This window comes from Acidobacteriota bacterium, assembly GCA_019347945.1.
Taxonomy (GTDB): Bacteria; Acidobacteriota; Thermoanaerobaculia; order Gp7-AA8; family JAHWKK01; genus JAHWKK01.
Window position 1 is genome coordinate 15,954 of record JAHWKK010000010.1, and the last position, 15,872, is coordinate 31,825.

A 15,872-nucleotide genomic window follows, 5' to 3' on the forward strand; every position below is an offset into this window, starting at 1 on the left:
AACCGCGACGCCTCTCAATGCCCGAGCCCCTTTCAACGGACGACAGAATCCGGTCTCTACCCGAAACAGTGTGACGGAGCAGTCAAAGCCTGGCCGGCCGACGAACCCACCGAGCTTCCGGGACGTCTTTATGAGTGAGAAGCGTCGAGACGACGATGAGACGACCGATCCTCCTAGCGGTAGGTATACTCCTTCTGGTCGCAGCGACCGGCCAATCGGTTCTGCCTGAGCGCCCGGTCACGCTCTGCAGTGTAGTTGCCGGTTTTTCTGGTCGACTGTTCGAGTCTCTGATCGTCTCGGCGCTTCCCCTTTCCGGTTCATCCGACGGAGTCCGCACCGATGTGGAGCTCGTTCTCGCGGAGCAGATCCCGTCGCCGGAGGAGGTAAGCGAAACACCCACCGCGGCCGTACCCACTCCCGAGCTCGCCCGGCTGTCCCTGACCCCATCCACCGAACCACTCGGGGGCTTCAGCGCCGTATGGTTGAATGGCCGCGCCATCGACGAGCTCACTTCCCTCGCAGCGAAAGCCTCGGTGCACCGGATCAAAGTCCATCGTGCGAACCAGCTCCCAGCGGTCGCATCGGTCGAGTCGCCAACCTGCACCGGTTGACCCGGGCGGGCTCAACGACCAGGACTGCCGCGACGAAGAGCGATGTCGTGGCGTGGCCGGATCAGGCAGTTTCAATCAGACCGCGAGGGCCAGGGCGATGAGAGCGCCCAGAAGAAGGAGCGACCCGGCTGCCGAACCGCAGCCACCCGACCGGTGGAGCGGCTTCCATTGGTGTTGCTGTTTCCAACTGTCGTCTCCGCGAGCGTAGGCGAGGAACACCTGGATCAGCTCCTCCTCGGACAGACTCTTTCCGGTCGCCTCGAAGTGCCGGGAATCGTCGAGCTCCTTGTATTCGAGTTGATACCCCTCTTCACGAGAGCCCGCGGTTTGCAGGAAAAAATGATCGGACCGCGCAAGAACGACAAACGAGTCGACGCCTCCGGGAAGAGATCTGATCGCGTTCACGATCTGATCGGAGGTCGGCTCGGAGAGATCGGGTCCTGTCCCTGTTGAAAGCTTCAAATGTCGCCTCGCGACGAAGCAGCTCCTCAGACGGCTGCCCGCGACGGATGATTGTACCGGTCGGGTCGTGCTTCCAGGAGCATGGCGTTCCTCCTGCCCGCCGGACTTTCATGGGCGCCGCGTCGATGCCACGAATCCGCGTGGCTTCTCGGAGGTGTCAATCAGCGGCTGGGCGCTTTCCCCAGGCCGAGAGCCACAGCCAGCCGGTCGAAGTCGTCGAGCGTGAGCGATTCGGCCCGGGCGGCCGGCTCGATTCCCGCGTCTCCGAGGGCGCTCTCGATCGCCTGGCGCGACGGCCCCTCGAATCCCGCCAGGATGTTGTTGATAAGCGTCTTTCTTCGCATCCGGAAAGCTGCGGAGATCAGCTCCTCGAGTGCATCTGCAGGAGTCATCAGGTCGGGCTCCGCACGCTCGAATCGAACAACCGCGCTTCTCACCTTCGGCTGGGGACGGAACGCCCCCGGTCCGAGCTCGAGGACGAGCTCGCAGTCCGCGTGAATCTTCGTCGCGACGGTCAGGTACCCGTAGCTCTTGCGGCCAGGGGGGGAGACGTAGCGTTCGGCCACGTCCTTCTGAACCATGAAGGCAGCGCTGAGAAAACCGGGGTGGCGAACGATCCGCGCGATGATCGGGTTGGCGACGTTGTAAGGGAGGTTTCCGAAGGCGTGGAACGCTCCCGGCGGGAGCGGTGCCTCGACGGCGTCGGCCTCGACGACCTCGAGATCCCGCCCCTCGAACTTCGAGCGAAGCCAGGCCACCAGATCCGGATCGATCTCGAGAGCCGTGACGGACAAGCCTCGATCGAGCAGCGCTTCCGTCAGAGCACCCTTTCCAGGTCCGATCTCGAGCACGACCGCCCGCGGCTCGGGATCGATCGCATGGGCGATACGGTCTATCGCCCGCCGATCCTGGAGAAAATTCTGCCCCCAACGTTTCTGTGGCGTGTGATTCGATGGCCCGTTCACTGCGTTAAAGTAACTCAGGAAGCTTCAAAACAGGTGGAAAGCGGAGGAGGAATGGTCGAACAACTCGACGAGCAGACGATGAATGAGCGGTTGGCCGCTGCCCATGAGCGGATCGTCGCTCTCAGGAGGGAGATCTCTCGGGCGATCGTGGGCCAGGAGCGCCTGATCGATCGGCTTCTCGTGGCACTGCTGGTTCGCGGCCACGTGCTGCTCGAGGGGGTCCCGGGACTGGCCAAAACCCTGCTGGCGAAGGTTCTAGCATCGTCGGTCGAAGGGACGTTCAAGAGGATCCAGTTCACCCCGGACCTTCTGCCGGCCGATCTCACAGGAACCCTGATCTTCGACCCCGCGCGCGGCATCTTCACGCCGCGATTGGGGCCGATCTTCGCCAACATCGTTCTGGCCGACGAGATCAACCGGGCCCCGGCGAAGGTTCAGAGCGGTTTGCTCGAAGCGATGCAGGAGCGACAGGTGACCATCGGAGACGCCACATGGGCACTTCCCGATCCTTTTCTGGTCATCGCGACCCAGAACCCGATCGAACAGGAGGGGACGTACGTGCTTCCGGAAGCGCAGGTCGACCGCTTTCTGATGAAGGTAATGGTCGATTATCCGGAGCGGGAGCAGGAGGAGAAGATGCTGGCGATGTACCTCGATCCAGCGAGCATGGAGATCGACATCCGGAAGATCCTGAACCTCGACGATCTCGAAGCTCTCATGGCGATGGTCTCGCGAGTGCACGTCGACGAGCGGATCATCCGATACATCGTCGCCATCGTGTCCGCCACCAGGGACCCGCGGGAGGGACGGATTGTCCGGCTGCGGGAAAAGATCGAGTTCGGTGCTTCTCCACGCGCCTCGATCGCGCTGGCACACGCGGCGAAAGGGTTCGCATTCCTCCAGGGGAGAGGGTATGTGGTTCCGGAGGACGTCAAGGACGTCGCGCCGGATGTGATCCGGCATCGGTTGATTCCAACCTACGAAGCGGTTGCCGAGCGAATGACTCCCGACATGATGATCCGGGAGATTCTGGGGGCCGTACCGGTACCGTGAAGCGATTTCTGGATTGGTTTCGGAGAGAGTCGCCCGCGCCGCGCGAAGATGCGGACGCAAGACGTCTGCGCCATCTGGAGCTGACGACTGCAAAGCTGATCAGGGAAGGTTTCACCGGTCAGTTTCATGCGGCATTTCACGGACGCGGCATCGAGTTCCATCAGTTGAGGCACTATCAGCCGGGTGATGACATTCGAACGATCGACTGGAACGTGACGGCACGGAGCGGAGTACCCCATGTCAAGGAGTTCATCGAGGAGCGGGATCTGACCATCATGATCTGTCTCGACACTTCAGGCTCGATGGGATTCGGTTCGGTCGACCGACGGAAGATCGACGTCGCGGTCGAGCTGGTGTCGGTGTTCGCCTTCGCCGCGAATCACAGCCGCGACCGGGTCGGTCTGGTCACGTTCGGTGACGAGATCCGCGCCCATCTTCGTCCGGGCCGCTCGACGCAGCACGTCCAGCGATTGGTGCGTGACGCGTTCGGCGCCGGATCGCGGTGTCATGGAGGATCCGACTATGCCGTACTGGCCGAGTTTCTCGCAGCAACGCTGAAGCGCCAGTCGATCATCATCCTCCTGACGGATCTCCTCGGAGGAAGCGAACCGGCGCTCCGCCCGGTCGCCTTCCGGCACGATCTGATCATCACGAGGATTCTCGATCCTCGCGAGCGCGCTTTTCCGTCGCGTGGTATCGCGGAGCTCGAGGATGCCGAAACCGGGGAGCGCATCGCCGTCGATCTCGGCAGAGCGGGCACCTCGCAGCTGTTCGCCCAGGTGGAGCGCTCGCTCGAACGGGAGGCAATCCGGTCCGCAACCGACGTCCTCAATCTGTCGACCGTCCGTCCCTTCGATCGGGATCTGATTCGTTTCTTCGAGAGCAGGATCGCCAGATCCTCGAGGAGGATCGCATCCTGAGAAATCTGATCCTGTTCCTCCTCGTGATCGGCCTGGCGGCGGCGGCTGCTGCTGCTCCGACCGTGGGAGAGCCGTTTGCGATCGATTATCCGATCGAGCCGGGCGCCCGTCTCCTGCCGGCGCCGGGGCAGAGCCCGGACTGGGAGGTCATCTCGCAAGACGGCAGCCACATGGTTCTGCGAGCCTTCCGTCCCGGAGATCTCGAACTTCGATTCGAGATTGTCGACCGTTTCGGACGCGCTCGAAGCCTGGTCATTCCGCAGACGATTCAATCGGTCCTCGCCGAAGGTGAGACCGACCCGGCTCCGCTGTCCGGCCCGGTGCCGCCCCGCATACAACCGATTGGCTGGATCCTCCCGGCCGTCGCGACGCTCGCTGCTCTGCTTCTCTGGTTTCCTCTGCTGCGCGTCCGAAGAGGCGTCGCAAAGGAAGGCTCCCGGATCCGACGCCGGACGTTTCGTGAGGAGCTCGAGCGCATCCGGGCACTGGACCAGAACGCGGATCGATATTCGGAGCTCGCGAACGCGCTTCGGGCTTTACTGTCCGAGCTCGACGGAAATCTCGGATTGGAGCTCACCTCGGCCGAGGTGATCGCGCAGACCACGCTCCGGATGTCCCGTCGTTACGGCCACGCGCTCGCCGTTGTTCTCCGGTTTGGCGACAGGGAGAAGTTTTCAGGCTGGGGAGCTGATCCGGGCAGGTTCGACGAAGTTTTCATGCTCGCCGAACAATTCGCGTCGCTCGAACCGCGCGAGGTGGCCGCATGAGCACCCAGTGGGCTGATCCGCTCTGGTTCGGGGTCGTGCTGTTGCTGGTTCTGCGAGTGTGGCTGGCGATCGGGGACACGCGCCGGGGTCGCTTCGCATTCCGCTTCTCATCGCTGCAGCTCGTCGACACCGCGCGAGCGAAAGCAGGACCGACTCGATGGATCCCTTTCACGCTCGAGCTCGCGGGCTTGATCCTCGTGATCATCGCACTGGCCAGACCCCAATGGGTCGAGACGTCGGAGAACCAGCGGGAGGGAATCGACATCGCGATTGTCCTCGATGCATCCGGCAGTATGGCGGCGGAGGACTTCCGCCCCGACAACCGATTCGCCGTCGCCCGGCGCCTCGTGTCGGAGTTCATCGACCAGCGCACCGATGACCGTATCGGGATCGTCACGTTCGGTTCCAGAGCGGCCACACGAGCGCCCGTCTCGTTCGATCGCGACATCGCGAGAATGAGCCTGGCGGCAGCACAGATCGGCGAGAACGGGGACGGTACGGCGATCGGCCAGGCGGTCGCGACGGCCGTGAATCGACTCAGACCCTCGAAAACCGAGTCACGCGTCATCATTCTCCTGACCGATGGCGTGAACAACTCCGGCACGGTCGATCCCAACACCGCTGCGGAGCTCGCCGCCGCGCTGGGAATCCGCGTCTATACGATCGGGGTGGGGAGTCTCGGACCCGTGCCGGTTCCGGTGAGATTCCAGGATCCCTTCACTAATCAGATTCGAACGCGCTATCAGTACATCCGGGCGGATCTCGACGAGGAAATACTGAAGCGTATGGCGGAAGTCACGGGAGGACACTACTTCCGTGCCACGGATTCGGAGGCGCTCGAGGCGGTGCTCGATCGGATTGACGAGCTCGAACGCTCCGAGCTCGAAGCTCCGGAACATTACCGGGTCGAGGATCGCTATTTCCGGCCGCTCACCTGGGGCCTTGCTCTCCTTTTCATTTCAGCACTCAGCGGGAACACACTATGGATCCGGATACCCAGCTGACCTTTGCCAGACCGGAGCTTCTGGCTCTGATTCCGCTCGCGCTCGTCCTCGGGATCGTCGGGTACTGGATGGAGCAGCAGAGACGCCGGCGGGCGAACCGGTTTCAGTCGGAGCGCCTTCGTGGTGTCGGTCTTCCGGCGCGCGCAGCGGCGCCCTGGCTCTGGAGTCTCGCCGTCGTTTCCGCGCTCGTAGCGATAGCCGGGCCGAGATACGGAATGGTCGAGATGCCGACGATGACGTCGACTCAGTCGACGGTGATCGTTCTGGATGTTTCGAACAGCATGCTGGTCGAAGACGTCGGTGCCCCGCGACTGTCAGTCGCAAAAGCGATCATGAACGAGGTTCTCAATCGCATCGGAGGGCGCGTCGGGCTGGTCGTTTTCGAGGGGAGCGCCGAGACCCTCGCACCGATCACGGACGATCATGCTGCGGTCCGCCTCATGCTCGAGTCGATCGGCACCGGGGAGCTGGTCACATCGGGGTCGAGCATCGGGCTCGCGCTCACCACCGCGCTCGACCTCTTCGAGCGCGCCGGGACGGATTCCGGAATGATGATACTGGTCAGCGACGGCGAGAACCGCGGTGGAACCGTCGATCGCGCGCTGGAAACAGCTCGCCAGCGAAACGTGCGGATCCACACCGTGCTGGTCGGCACTCTCGCAGGTGGCCCGATCCCTGCCGATGATGGGAACCTCCGGGATGATGACGGCAGGATCGTCGTCAGCCGGGCACGTCCGGAGGACCTCCGGAAGATCGCGGCGGAAACGGGCGGGTCGTATTTCGAGAATCCCTTCAACGAGAGCGGTGTGCGCGGGATCGCCAGCACCATCGGACGAGGCGGCACCGCCGAGGATGACGCTACCGTCGCGGTTCCGGCCGATCGGTATCAGCTTCCGCTCGGCATTGCTCTCCTCTTCTTTCTTCTCTCCTCTTTCGTCAGGAGGGGTGCGGAATGAAGCTCCTGGTTCCCATGATCATCGGGGCTCTGTCGTTCGGAACCGTCTGGAGCGCGCTCACTCGGGAGTCGAGCTCGTCGCGTGCGGCCGCAGAGGGAATCGAGGCGTGGGAGCGGGAGGAGACGGGCGCGGCAGCGGAGGCATTCGGAACCGCCTGGCAGATACGGAAAGACCCCGGTTCCGCCTTCAATCTCGGAACGACACTGGCCGCGGGAGGCGAGCGAGATCTCGCGCTCCGCTTCCTCGAACAAGCCCGGACCGATCCTGGTCTCGCACCCGCATCCTTCTACAACGAAGGGACATTCGAGCTCGGGAACGGGAATCTGGAGGCATCGATCGAGGCGCTCAAGCAGTCGCTGAGACTCGACCCGGGCAATCGCAACGCCAAGCGAAACCTCGAGATTGCGCTGCAACAGCGCGAGGAGGAACAAAGCCGCAACCAGGAACAGCGCGGAGGCGGAGAGGAAGGCGAGGATCAGCAGCAGCAACCCGAGGAGGGCGAACAGGAGGGCCGAGAGTCGGAGGAGGGGAGCGAGGCCGAATCCGACCCCCGGCTCGAATCGATCCTGCAGTCGGTCGAAGATCAGGAGCGGGAAGAGCTTTCGAGGATGCGTCGTGCACGAGCCCGAAGCCGGGGCAACGACTGGTGAACCGGATCTTTCTGCTCCTGATTCTTCTGATCGCAAGTCCCGTCGCGGCCGAAGTTTCGATCGAGGGAGTTCCGGAGACCGTCGAAACGGGAGAGCTCTTCGACTTCGATCTCGTGCTCGAAGGGGATGACTGGTCGAAGGCCCCGGAAGAGATCGATGCTTCGAACGTCACAATCGATGGGCCGCCCGATCAGTCCACCGAGTATCGCCGGATCGACGGGGAAGTCGAGAGGATCAGGAGGTACCGTTATCGGGCCGTCGCCGGTGATCCGGGACCGGCCTGGATCGGGCCGATCGTGTTCAATCGCGGGGCTTCTGCGATCCGGGTCCACCTCAATGTCATGGAATCGAGCGTGCGCGCGGGGCTCGCACAGAGGCTCGCGGGGCCGGGTCCGTGGCTGATCGCCCGAACCGAGGACACCGAGACGTGGGAGGGAGCTCAGGTGATCGTCAGCTGGGATCTGGTCTCCGAGGAAGCAGTGACCCGTACGGTCGTGCAGGAAGTGCCCGATACTGACGGCTTTCTGGTCGAGGAGATCGATCCCGGCGACGATCGGATCGAGCGGATCGCCGGAAAAATCTACGTCGTTCGCTCGATCAAGAGGCTTGCTCTGGTCCCCCTCTCGGCCGGCGAGCACGATATCGGGTACGTCGAGGTGATTGTGAACCTCGATCGATCGGGGCGCTGGACCGACCTTTTCGGTGCGCGGCTTCCGGTTTCGGTCAGGCGGCGCTCCCGACCTCTGACCATCTCCGTTGCGCCCCGTCCGCCGGGCGCGCGGCACCTCGGAAAGTTCGAAATGGAGTGCTCGCGCCCGACCGTTTCGCCCGCGGGACCGGTCGTGATGGACGTGAGGCTGCGAGGGGAGGGAAACCTTCGGACCGTCCGTCCGCCAGCCTGGAACAGGGAGATCGATGCCCTCACACGGATCGAGCCCGGTCCGGTGAGCTGGACCTGGGACGGGAAGGTCCTCGGAATGAGCCGGAACTGGCGCTACCTGATCTTCCCGAAGGACTCCGGCGCGATGGATCTTTCCGAGCTCACGTTTTCGTTCTTCGATACCGGGATGAAGACGGAGCGAACGGTTTCCTGCAGGCCGCACAGGATCATCGCGATGGCCTCCCGAACGCCCCCCTCCGCGCCCGACGCCGGCGCGGAGATCGGCGGGGAGCCTCCGGAGACGCGGCGAGTCGAAGGCGAAGGAACGCGTTCAGCCATACTGATTGCCGGGGCGCTGGCACTCGCGGCGGTCCTCGGACTCTCTCTGCTGATCGGGAGCCGAAGACGGTCCCGCCTCAGGCGCCGGATCGAAAAGGAGCTCCTGGTTGCTGCCGGGCAGAGCGACTCGAGGCAGTCGGTCGAGCGGGTGCTCGTGCGGCACGGATTGAGACCCGAGGACCTCGAGGCCGGGGTAGGAGAGCTCGAGGACACGTGGCGATCGGTGGTTTCGGCGATCGACGAGAGGCGCCGGGAGCCGTGGAGAGCGGACGAGCTGTCCTCCCTGATCGCCGCACGCCTTGGCGAGCTCGCCGATGAGATGAGTCGCCGTTGACAGTTCATACCATTTAATGCTCAATATAATCGACAAAATGATCTATTCATCGGCACGACGATGGGTCGTGAGATCCGCGGAACTAACGGTAATGCAGCGATGTTGCGGGTGTGCGCATGCAGCCTGAACTGGTCAAGCGTCTCAGAATAGCTCTGCCGACGCTCTTTGCGTTGTTCGCGATCCTGCTCGTTGTGAGCTGGAGGGATCGCGCTCCGGACGTCGAGGCGCTCGAAGCGACCGACGAAAGCCGGGGAGCGGATCGCGCCGAGTTGATCTCGTACGAGTTCGAGGACACGCATCTGGTCGGCTCGCGAATCGTGGCGAAGATCCGGGCGAGGAAGACGGTCGGTTTTGAGTCGGGATGGTACCGGCTGGAAGAGGCGAGGCTGACGTTCTTCTCGGAGGACGGTGGAACCTACGAGCTGGATGCGCCGCGGGTCGAGCTTCAGGCGAAAACGCGCGAGGCGAGGGCCGACGGAGGGGTCCGGGTGACCTCGAGCGACGGGCTCGATCTGCGCACGGAGGCAATTGTCTTCGACGGTACCACGCTGGAGAATGAGATCCCGGTCCGCTTCACGATGCCGCCGTGGCGGGGAAGCGCCAACGGGGTCGACCTCGATGTGGAGGAGGCGTCGCTGCGGCTTCACGGGGGCGTCGACTTTGCGATGCAGCGTGCGGGGGAAGCAGACCCGTTCACGCTCGAGGCGTCGGAGGCGAACCTGAACCGCGGCTCGGGCGAGACTCGATTCAGCGGCGATGTCACGCTTCAGCAGCGGACCGACATTGTTCGATCCGACGAGTTGATCGTCGTATTCGACGCCGATCGGACGCAGCTGGTCGGAATGGAGGGAAGGGGAAACGTCCAGATGATCGTCGCCTCCGATTCGGCGATCGGCGGCGTCAATGTCTCCGCAATGCCGGGAAACCGGGAGATCACTGCAGCCGCGTTCGACGTGAGAGTGGATGGCGATGGGGAGATCCGCGCGATCACGGCACGATCGGGGGAAGGAAAGCGGGTTCGTGCGAGGCTGGAAGGCGCGGTCGAACGGTCGGTCGAGGCGGACCTGATGACGGTCAACTTCACCCGGAAGCGGGCCGAGTCGATCGAAGGAAGCGGCAGTGTCCGGATCGTGGAAACGGGGGAGCGCGCGGGTGCAATCGAGGCCGAGCGCACGGTCATGACGATCGACCAGCGCAACGGTCAGGTAAGTCACGTGATGATGGACGGGAACGTTCGATTCTCCAACCCGGAGGCCACCGCGACTTCGACGAACGCGATTTTCAATGTGGGGAGTGATCTGATCAGGCTCACCGGCTCGGTCGAGAAGAGCCCGACGATCGAGAGCGGGTCCTACAAGGTGAAGGCAGGGGTGATCGAGCTGGAGCCCGGGAGCAGCATTCTGAGAGCCCGCGACCAGGTCGTCGCCGAGCTCTCCGGAGGGGGATCGGCAAATCTGTTCGGCGACGAATCGAGTCCGGTCTTCGTCAACTCGGATTCGATGGTGGTGAGAGAGGACGACGATCTTGCCGCTTTCAGTGGAAGCGTGCGTGCCTGGCAGGGCCGAAATACGCTTTTCGCGGACGACATCCAGATCACCAACGGCGGCAATGACGTGATCGCCCGGGGAAAGGTGAGAGGGGATCTGGTCGACCCGAACGCTCCCGCTGGTTCGCCGGTCGAGATCGAGGCTCCGAGGTTGCGCGTCGACCGGCTGGCGAGCGTCATCGAGCTCGACGGTGGAGTCGTGGTGCGGCAGCAGGGGAGGGTGATGCGAGCCGAGGAGGCGCGGCTGTTTCTGAATGAGTCGAACCGTCTGGAAAGGATGACGGCAGATGGGCGATTGATCGTCGAGGAGCTGGCGACCGGGAGGTCCGCGACGGGGGACTCGGCCGTTTACGAGCTGTCAACCGGAACGATCTCGGTCGACGGCAATCCCGCCACTCTCAACGATGCGAGGGGGTCGGTGGCAGGGCGGCGGATCGTATTCGACCTGGCCAGCAACCGCGTACGCGTCGAGAGAGGTGATTCCCAGACTGAAGCGACATACAATCAGGCCGGTGGATCGGATGATCCTTCTAGCCAGTGACCGAAACCGCGACAAGACCCGCCCCAGGCGGCCTCGAAGAGCACTCGCTCCGCGACAGGCTCTCGACCCGGAATCTGCTCAAGATCTACCGGGGTCGAAAGGTCGTGCGGGACGTTTCGATCGACATCCGCAAGGGTGAGATCGTCGGACTCCTCGGCCCGAACGGGGCCGGCAAGACGACGACTTTTTACATGACGGTCGGATTGACCCGTCCCGACGCCGGAAGCGTAATGCTCGGCCGGGAGGAGATCACCGATCTTCCGATGTATCTCAGGGCGAAGCGGGGGATCAGCTATCTGCCGCAGGAGCCGTCCATTTTTCGGAAGCTGACGGTCGAGCAGAACCTGATGGCCGTTTTCGAGACGAGGAACATGCCGGCTGCCGAACGAGCTCAGCGCACCGAGCAACTCCTCGGGGAGTTCGGTCTGACCCACATCGCGCGAAACCGGGCCTATTCTTTGTCGGGAGGCGAACGGCGGCGATGCGAGATCGCCCGGAGCCTGGCGATCGATCCGGCATTCATCCTGCTGGATGAGCCTTTCGCGGGAATCGATCCAATCGCAGTCTACGACATCCAGAAGATCGTTCAGGGGTTGTGTGAGAGGGGGATCGGTATCCTCATCACCGACCACAACGTGCGCGAAACTTTAAGAATCACCGATCGCGCCTATATCATTAAGGAAGGAGAAATCTTCAGACAGGGCAATCCCCGAACGCTCTCCGAAGACCCGGAGGTCAGGCGGATTTACCTCGGCGAAGAGTTCAGTCTGATCTGAACGAAGGGCCGCACCGGTCCACACTCAAAATGGCACTCGAACAGAAACTCAACCTCAAGATGTCTCAGAAGCTGATCATGACGCCTTCGCTGCAGCAGGCGATCAAGCTTCTGCAGCTGAGCAAGCTCGAGCTTCAGGAGGTCCTCAACGAGGAACTGCTGGAAAATCCGCTGCTGGAGGAGTCGAAGCAGGAAGAAGAGCCCGAGGCGAAGGCCGAGGAAGAGCGGAAAGAGGAAGACGACAAAGCGCGCGAAGCGGAGACCGGAGAGAAGGATTCGTTCGACGAGATCGATTACGAGGCCTATTTCCAGGACTACGTCGACTACGGCTACAACCCTCGAATGTCGGAGGAGTACGAAGAGTACAGGATCGAGAACACGCTGACGAAGCCGCCGGATCTCTGGGACCATCTCTCATGGCAGCTCTCGATGTCGGATGCCCCTCCTCGCATCAAGGAGATCTGCGTTTTTCTGATCGGGAACGTCGACGAGGACGGCTACCTCAGAGCGTCACGGGAAGAGCTGCACGAGGCCGACTCGAGCTGGACCGACGAAGAGATCGATCAGGCGGTGGCAAAGCTCCAGTCGTTCGATCCCGCGGGCGTTGGAACGAGGGATCTGCGAGAGTGTCTTATGAACCAGCTCGAAAGGCTGGAGATCGAGGACGAGGTGGTGAATCAGGTCGTCGATCAGCATTGGCAGCTGTTCATGAATCGCCAGTACGCCCAGATCGCGAAGGCGATCGGCGTCGAGCTGAAGGAGCTCGAGGTCGTCGTCGAGACGATCAGACAGCTCGATCCGAAGCCGGGTCGCCGCTACTCCTCAGAGCGAGCGGTCTACGTCGAGCCAGACGTTCACGTCTACAAGGTCGGCGACGAATACGTGATCGTCCTCAATGAGGACGGAATGCCGAAGCTGAGAATCAACTCCCGCTACCGGAGAATGCTCAGCCAGATGAACTCGAAGGAAGAAGGGGAAACGGTCAACTACATCAAGGAGAAGATCCGATCCGCCGTCTGGCTGATCAAATCGCTCGATCAGCGCCAGCGAACGATCTACAAGGTCGCACAATCGATCGTGAAGCACCAGCGCGAGTTTCTGGAGCTCGGCATCGAGCACCTTCGGCCGCTCGTTCTTCGCGACGTCGCCGACGACATTCAGATGCACGAGTCGACCGTCTCCAGAGTCGTGTCGAACAAATACATCCACACCCCACGGGGCGTCTTTCTGATGAAGTATTTCTTCCACAGTGGTATCGACAGCGACTACGGCGAGGACATCTCGAGCCTGGCCGTCAAGAAGAAGATCAGGACCTATATCGACCAGGAAGACCCGAAGAAACCTCTTTCGGATTCAAAGATCATGAAGATACTGAACGACGAAGGAATCAATATTGCGCGGCGGACGGTGGCCAAGTACCGCGACGAATTGAACATTCCGTCGTCGACGGATCGAAAGGCCATTTTCTGAGCCAGGAGGGCCAATGACAGTCACCGCAGAAACCATCGAGATATCCGGACGCAACGTCGAAGTCACGGATCGGCTTCGAAAGCTGATCGAAGAAAGGTTCTCGAAGATCGAAAAGTACTTCACCGACATCATCGAGGTGCGATGTGTTCTGCAGCAGGAAAAGCACCGGAACATCTGTGAGATCTACGTCGTCGGCAAGGATTATGATGTGAAATCGATCCAGGAAGCCGACACGATGGAAGAGGCCGTCAAGGCGACCATTGGCAATCTGAAGAGCCAGGCCCGCAAGGAACGTGAGCGGATGACCGACCATCACCGCAGGGATGGGTCCACCGCGAAGCAGCGGGGGAGCGAGTGGCAGGTTCAGATCTTCCCGCGCAAGCCTTCGTCCGACTCCTATCTGTCGAGAATCATCCGGACCGATCGGCTGCCGATCGAACCGATGACGGTCGAGGAGGGAGCGATGAAGCTCGATGACTCGAGCAATGAGTTCATCGTATTTCGAGACTCGGATACGGAGAGAGTCACCGTCATCTACAAACGAGCGGACGGAAACTTCGGTCTGATCGCACCGGAGTTCTGAGGAGAGAATCGCGCCCAATGCGTCAGGAAGACTTCATTCACGCGAGAGCGGGAGTTCTCCTTTCCGGGGAGCTCGAGGATCTCGAACTGACGCAGGTCATCGGTTTCGACGGACTCGAACGGCCGATCGAACGGCCGCGCGTGCAGAAACCCGGACTCGCATTCGCCGGCTACTACGAATACGTCAAGCCGTGGCGGGTTCAGATCATCGGGGAATCCGAGACCAACTACCTCCTCAGCCTTCCTCCCCGGCTCAGGGAGAAGCGTGTGCGCGACGTGACTGCGCGCGACATCTCCTGTTACGTCGTGACCAAAGGAATCGAACCTCTGGACGACTTCGTCAAGGAATGCGAGAAGAGCTCGGTCCCGCTCTTTTCGAGCAAGGCTCTCTCCTCCCAGGTGATCAACCGAATCACCTGGTTTCTCGAGGAAGCGATGGCGCCGACGATCACCATGCATGCGGGACTTCTCGACGTATACGGCATCGGTGTACTGCTGCTCGGTGACAGCGGTGTGGGGAAGAGCGAGTGTGCGCTCGACCTCATCTACCGCGGGCATCGACTCATCGCGGATGACAACGTCACGATCAAGCGCCACCCGAATGACGTTCTGCTCGGCTACGCTTCCGAAGCGCTCGGCCATCACATGGAGTTGCGCGGTATCGGGATCATCAATATCGCGGACCTGTTCGGAGTGGCCTCGACCCGCGAGGTCAAGCCGATCGATGTCGTGGTTCGTCTCGAACGATGGATCGAAGGCAGCGAGTACGACCGGCTCGGTCTCGATGTCGAACAGCACGAGATGCTCGACGTTCTCCGTCCGCTGGTGCGCCTCCCGGTAGCTTCCGGACGGAACCTCGCCCTTCTCGTCGAGATCGCGGCACGCAACCACCTGATCAAACTTCAGGGTTATCGAACCGCCGAACAGTTCTCGAAGGGTCTCGATCAGCGGATCGCCGCACAGAGCGGCGAGCCGGAAGACCCGGCAAGGAAGTTTCCGAGCAAACAGGTCCTGCAGCATGCCACGCAAATCAAGAACAAACGTCACGCGAAATAGAGTGCGGCGGTGAGTGAGTTCGGAAGTCTCGTTTTCATCACCGGGCTCAGCGGAGCTGGAAAGAGCTTCGTCCAGAGCACGCTCGAAGACCTCGGCTTCTACTGCATCGATAATCTGCCGATGAATCTCGTCGGAGGATTTCTCGACGAGATGGCCGGGGAGAATTTCGACAAGGTCGGGATCGTCGTCGATGTCCGCACGCATGACTTCGCCGAGGAGTTTCCGGTCCTGTTCCGCGAGATCAAACAGAAGCACACGAACGCCGTGCTGATGTTTCTCGAGGCGAGCGACGAAGTGATTGCACGCAGATACTCCGAGACCAGACGTCCCCATCCGATCTCCGATATGCCGGTGATCGAGGCGATCAGGCTCGAGCGCGAGATCCTCGAGTCCATCCGGTCCGACGCCGACATCGTGCTCGACACATCCCAGTTTTCGGTCCACGAGCTCAAGGCCTTCATCGTCGACCGGTTCGACGTCATGGGAGTCGAGCGCAGGATGCTGGTGACCATCCGGACTTTCGGATTCAAGTACGCCGGCCCCTCGAATCTCGATCTCCAGTTCGACCTCAGATTTCTTCCGAATCCCTATTTTGTCGAAGGCCTGAGCAAGAAGACAGGCCTGGACAAGGAGGTCGTCGAGTTTCTCGAGAACAGCTCCGATTACAAGGAGACCGTGAAACGGCTCACCGAGTTTCTCGAGTTTCTCCTTCCTCAATACGAGCGTGAGATGAAGAGCTATCTCTCGATCGGAATCGGCTGCACCGGAGGAAGGCATCGGTCAGTCGCCGTCGGAGAGGCGCTCACGCGAAAACTCGTCGAGCGCGGCTTCCCGGTCGAGCTGATCCACCGCGACATTCGCCGTGCCGACGACAGGCGTGCAGCGGACGGCAGCGAAGGATTGCGTCGGATCGAGCGGCGCTCCCGCCCCGCCTGAAGTCGCGACCAGCCAGGATCGGAGG

16 protein-coding genes are annotated in these 15,872 nt (G+C 61.9%); 14 read left to right on the plus strand and 2 right to left on the minus strand.

Annotated features, from left to right (window positions below; translation table 11 throughout):
- Positions 1-155 precede the first annotated feature (155 nt).
- Entirely contained in the window at positions 156-611 is a 456-nt protein-coding gene (locus KY459_08225; GenBank protein MBW3564696.1) for a hypothetical protein, read from the plus strand.
- Positions 612-686: 75 nt separating this feature from the next.
- Here the strand turns inward: KY459_08225 and KY459_08230 are convergent, their stop codons facing one another.
- Together KY459_08230 and rsmA are read right to left on the minus strand one after the other, a co-directional pair.
- Positions 687-1,073: a hypothetical protein gene (locus tag KY459_08230; protein ID MBW3564697.1), complete on the minus strand. Its 387-nt coding sequence runs from the start codon at positions 1,071-1,073 to the stop codon at positions 687-689.
- A 161-nt stretch (positions 1,074-1,234) separates the two neighbouring features.
- Entirely contained in the window at positions 1,235-2,038 is an 804-nt protein-coding gene (rsmA, locus tag KY459_08235) for a 16S rRNA (adenine(1518)-N(6)/adenine(1519)-N(6))-dimethyltransferase RsmA (GenBank protein ID MBW3564698.1), read from the minus strand.
- 51 nt (positions 2,039-2,089) lie between these two features.
- Between rsmA and KY459_08240 the strand changes: the two genes are divergently transcribed.
- From KY459_08240 to rapZ, 13 genes are all read left to right on the plus strand, one after another.
- Positions 2,090-3,091 carry a MoxR family ATPase gene (locus tag KY459_08240; protein ID MBW3564699.1) on the plus strand — a complete coding sequence of 334 codons (1,002 nt, stop codon included), beginning with the start codon at positions 2,090-2,092 and terminating at the stop codon, positions 3,089-3,091.
- Positions 3,088-4,011 (plus strand): DUF58 domain-containing protein, encoded by a 924-nt coding sequence (locus KY459_08245; protein ID MBW3564700.1) that lies wholly within the window; start codon positions 3,088-3,090, stop codon positions 4,009-4,011. The genes KY459_08240 and KY459_08245 overlap by 4 nt, the downstream gene beginning before the upstream one ends.
- Positions 4,012-4,034: 23 nt before the next feature.
- Positions 4,035-4,778 carry a hypothetical protein gene (locus KY459_08250; GenBank protein ID MBW3564701.1) on the plus strand — a complete coding sequence of 248 codons (744 nt, stop codon included), beginning with the start codon at positions 4,035-4,037 and terminating at the stop codon, positions 4,776-4,778.
- Positions 4,775-5,782: a VWA domain-containing protein gene (locus KY459_08255; protein MBW3564702.1), complete on the plus strand. Its 1,008-nt coding sequence runs from the start codon at positions 4,775-4,777 to the stop codon at positions 5,780-5,782. Before KY459_08250 ends, KY459_08255 begins: the two co-directional genes overlap by 4 nt.
- A complete protein-coding gene (locus tag KY459_08260; GenBank protein MBW3564703.1) occupies positions 5,761-6,738 on the plus strand; it encodes a VWA domain-containing protein in 978 nt (325 codons plus the stop codon). Before KY459_08255 ends, KY459_08260 begins: the two co-directional genes overlap by 22 nt.
- Complete coding sequence (locus KY459_08265) at positions 6,735-7,388, plus strand: hypothetical protein (protein ID MBW3564704.1); 654 nt, start codon at positions 6,735-6,737, stop codon at positions 7,386-7,388. Before KY459_08260 ends, KY459_08265 begins: the two co-directional genes overlap by 4 nt.
- A complete protein-coding gene (locus KY459_08270) occupies positions 7,385-8,941 on the plus strand; it encodes a BatD family protein (GenBank protein MBW3564705.1) in 1,557 nt (518 codons plus the stop codon). The genes KY459_08265 and KY459_08270 overlap by 4 nt, the downstream gene beginning before the upstream one ends.
- Positions 8,942-9,057: 116 nt before the next feature.
- Positions 9,058-11,028: a hypothetical protein gene (locus KY459_08275; GenBank protein MBW3564706.1), complete on the plus strand. Its 1,971-nt coding sequence runs from the start codon at positions 9,058-9,060 to the stop codon at positions 11,026-11,028.
- Positions 11,025-11,804 (plus strand): LPS export ABC transporter ATP-binding protein, encoded by a 780-nt coding sequence (gene lptB, locus KY459_08280; GenBank protein MBW3564707.1) that lies wholly within the window; start codon positions 11,025-11,027, stop codon positions 11,802-11,804. Before KY459_08275 ends, lptB begins: the two co-directional genes overlap by 4 nt.
- Before the next feature lie 29 nt (positions 11,805-11,833).
- Positions 11,834-13,273, plus strand: coding sequence for an RNA polymerase factor sigma-54 (gene rpoN, locus KY459_08285; protein ID MBW3564708.1), 1,440 nt, complete (start codon positions 11,834-11,836; stop codon positions 13,271-13,273).
- A 13-nt stretch (positions 13,274-13,286) separates the two neighbouring features.
- Complete coding sequence (gene raiA, locus KY459_08290; protein MBW3564709.1) at positions 13,287-13,856, plus strand: ribosome-associated translation inhibitor RaiA; 570 nt, start codon at positions 13,287-13,289, stop codon at positions 13,854-13,856.
- A 17-nt stretch (positions 13,857-13,873) separates the two neighbouring features.
- Positions 13,874-14,911 (plus strand): HPr(Ser) kinase/phosphatase, encoded by a 1,038-nt coding sequence (gene hprK, locus KY459_08295; GenBank protein MBW3564710.1) that lies wholly within the window; start codon positions 13,874-13,876, stop codon positions 14,909-14,911.
- 9 nt (positions 14,912-14,920) lie between these two features.
- Entirely contained in the window at positions 14,921-15,847 is a 927-nt protein-coding gene (gene rapZ / locus KY459_08300; GenBank protein MBW3564711.1) for an RNase adapter RapZ, read from the plus strand.
- Positions 15,848-15,872: the final 25 nt, after the last annotated feature.

What these genes read in the sequence shown, in the direction of transcription:
- KY459_08225 (MBW3564696.1), top strand. Translation starts at nt 156, where the DNA reads ATGAGACGACCGATCCTCCTAGCGGTAGGTATACTCCTTCTGGTCGCA.
- KY459_08240 (MBW3564699.1), top strand. Translation starts at nt 2,090, where the DNA reads ATGGTCGAACAACTCGACGAGCAGACGATGAATGAGCGGTTGGCCGCT.
- KY459_08255 (MBW3564702.1), top strand. Translation starts at nt 4,775, where the DNA reads ATGAGCACCCAGTGGGCTGATCCGCTCTGGTTCGGGGTCGTGCTGTTG.
- KY459_08260 (MBW3564703.1), top strand. Translation starts at nt 5,761, where the DNA reads ATGGATCCGGATACCCAGCTGACCTTTGCCAGACCGGAGCTTCTGGCT.
- KY459_08265 (MBW3564704.1), top strand. Translation starts at nt 6,735, where the DNA reads ATGAAGCTCCTGGTTCCCATGATCATCGGGGCTCTGTCGTTCGGAACC.
- KY459_08275 (MBW3564706.1), top strand. Translation starts at nt 9,058, where the DNA reads ATGCAGCCTGAACTGGTCAAGCGTCTCAGAATAGCTCTGCCGACGCTC.
- rpoN (MBW3564708.1), top strand. Translation starts at nt 11,834, where the DNA reads ATGGCACTCGAACAGAAACTCAACCTCAAGATGTCTCAGAAGCTGATC.
- raiA (MBW3564709.1), top strand. Translation starts at nt 13,287, where the DNA reads ATGACAGTCACCGCAGAAACCATCGAGATATCCGGACGCAACGTCGAA.
- hprK (MBW3564710.1), top strand. Translation starts at nt 13,874, where the DNA reads ATGCGTCAGGAAGACTTCATTCACGCGAGAGCGGGAGTTCTCCTTTCC.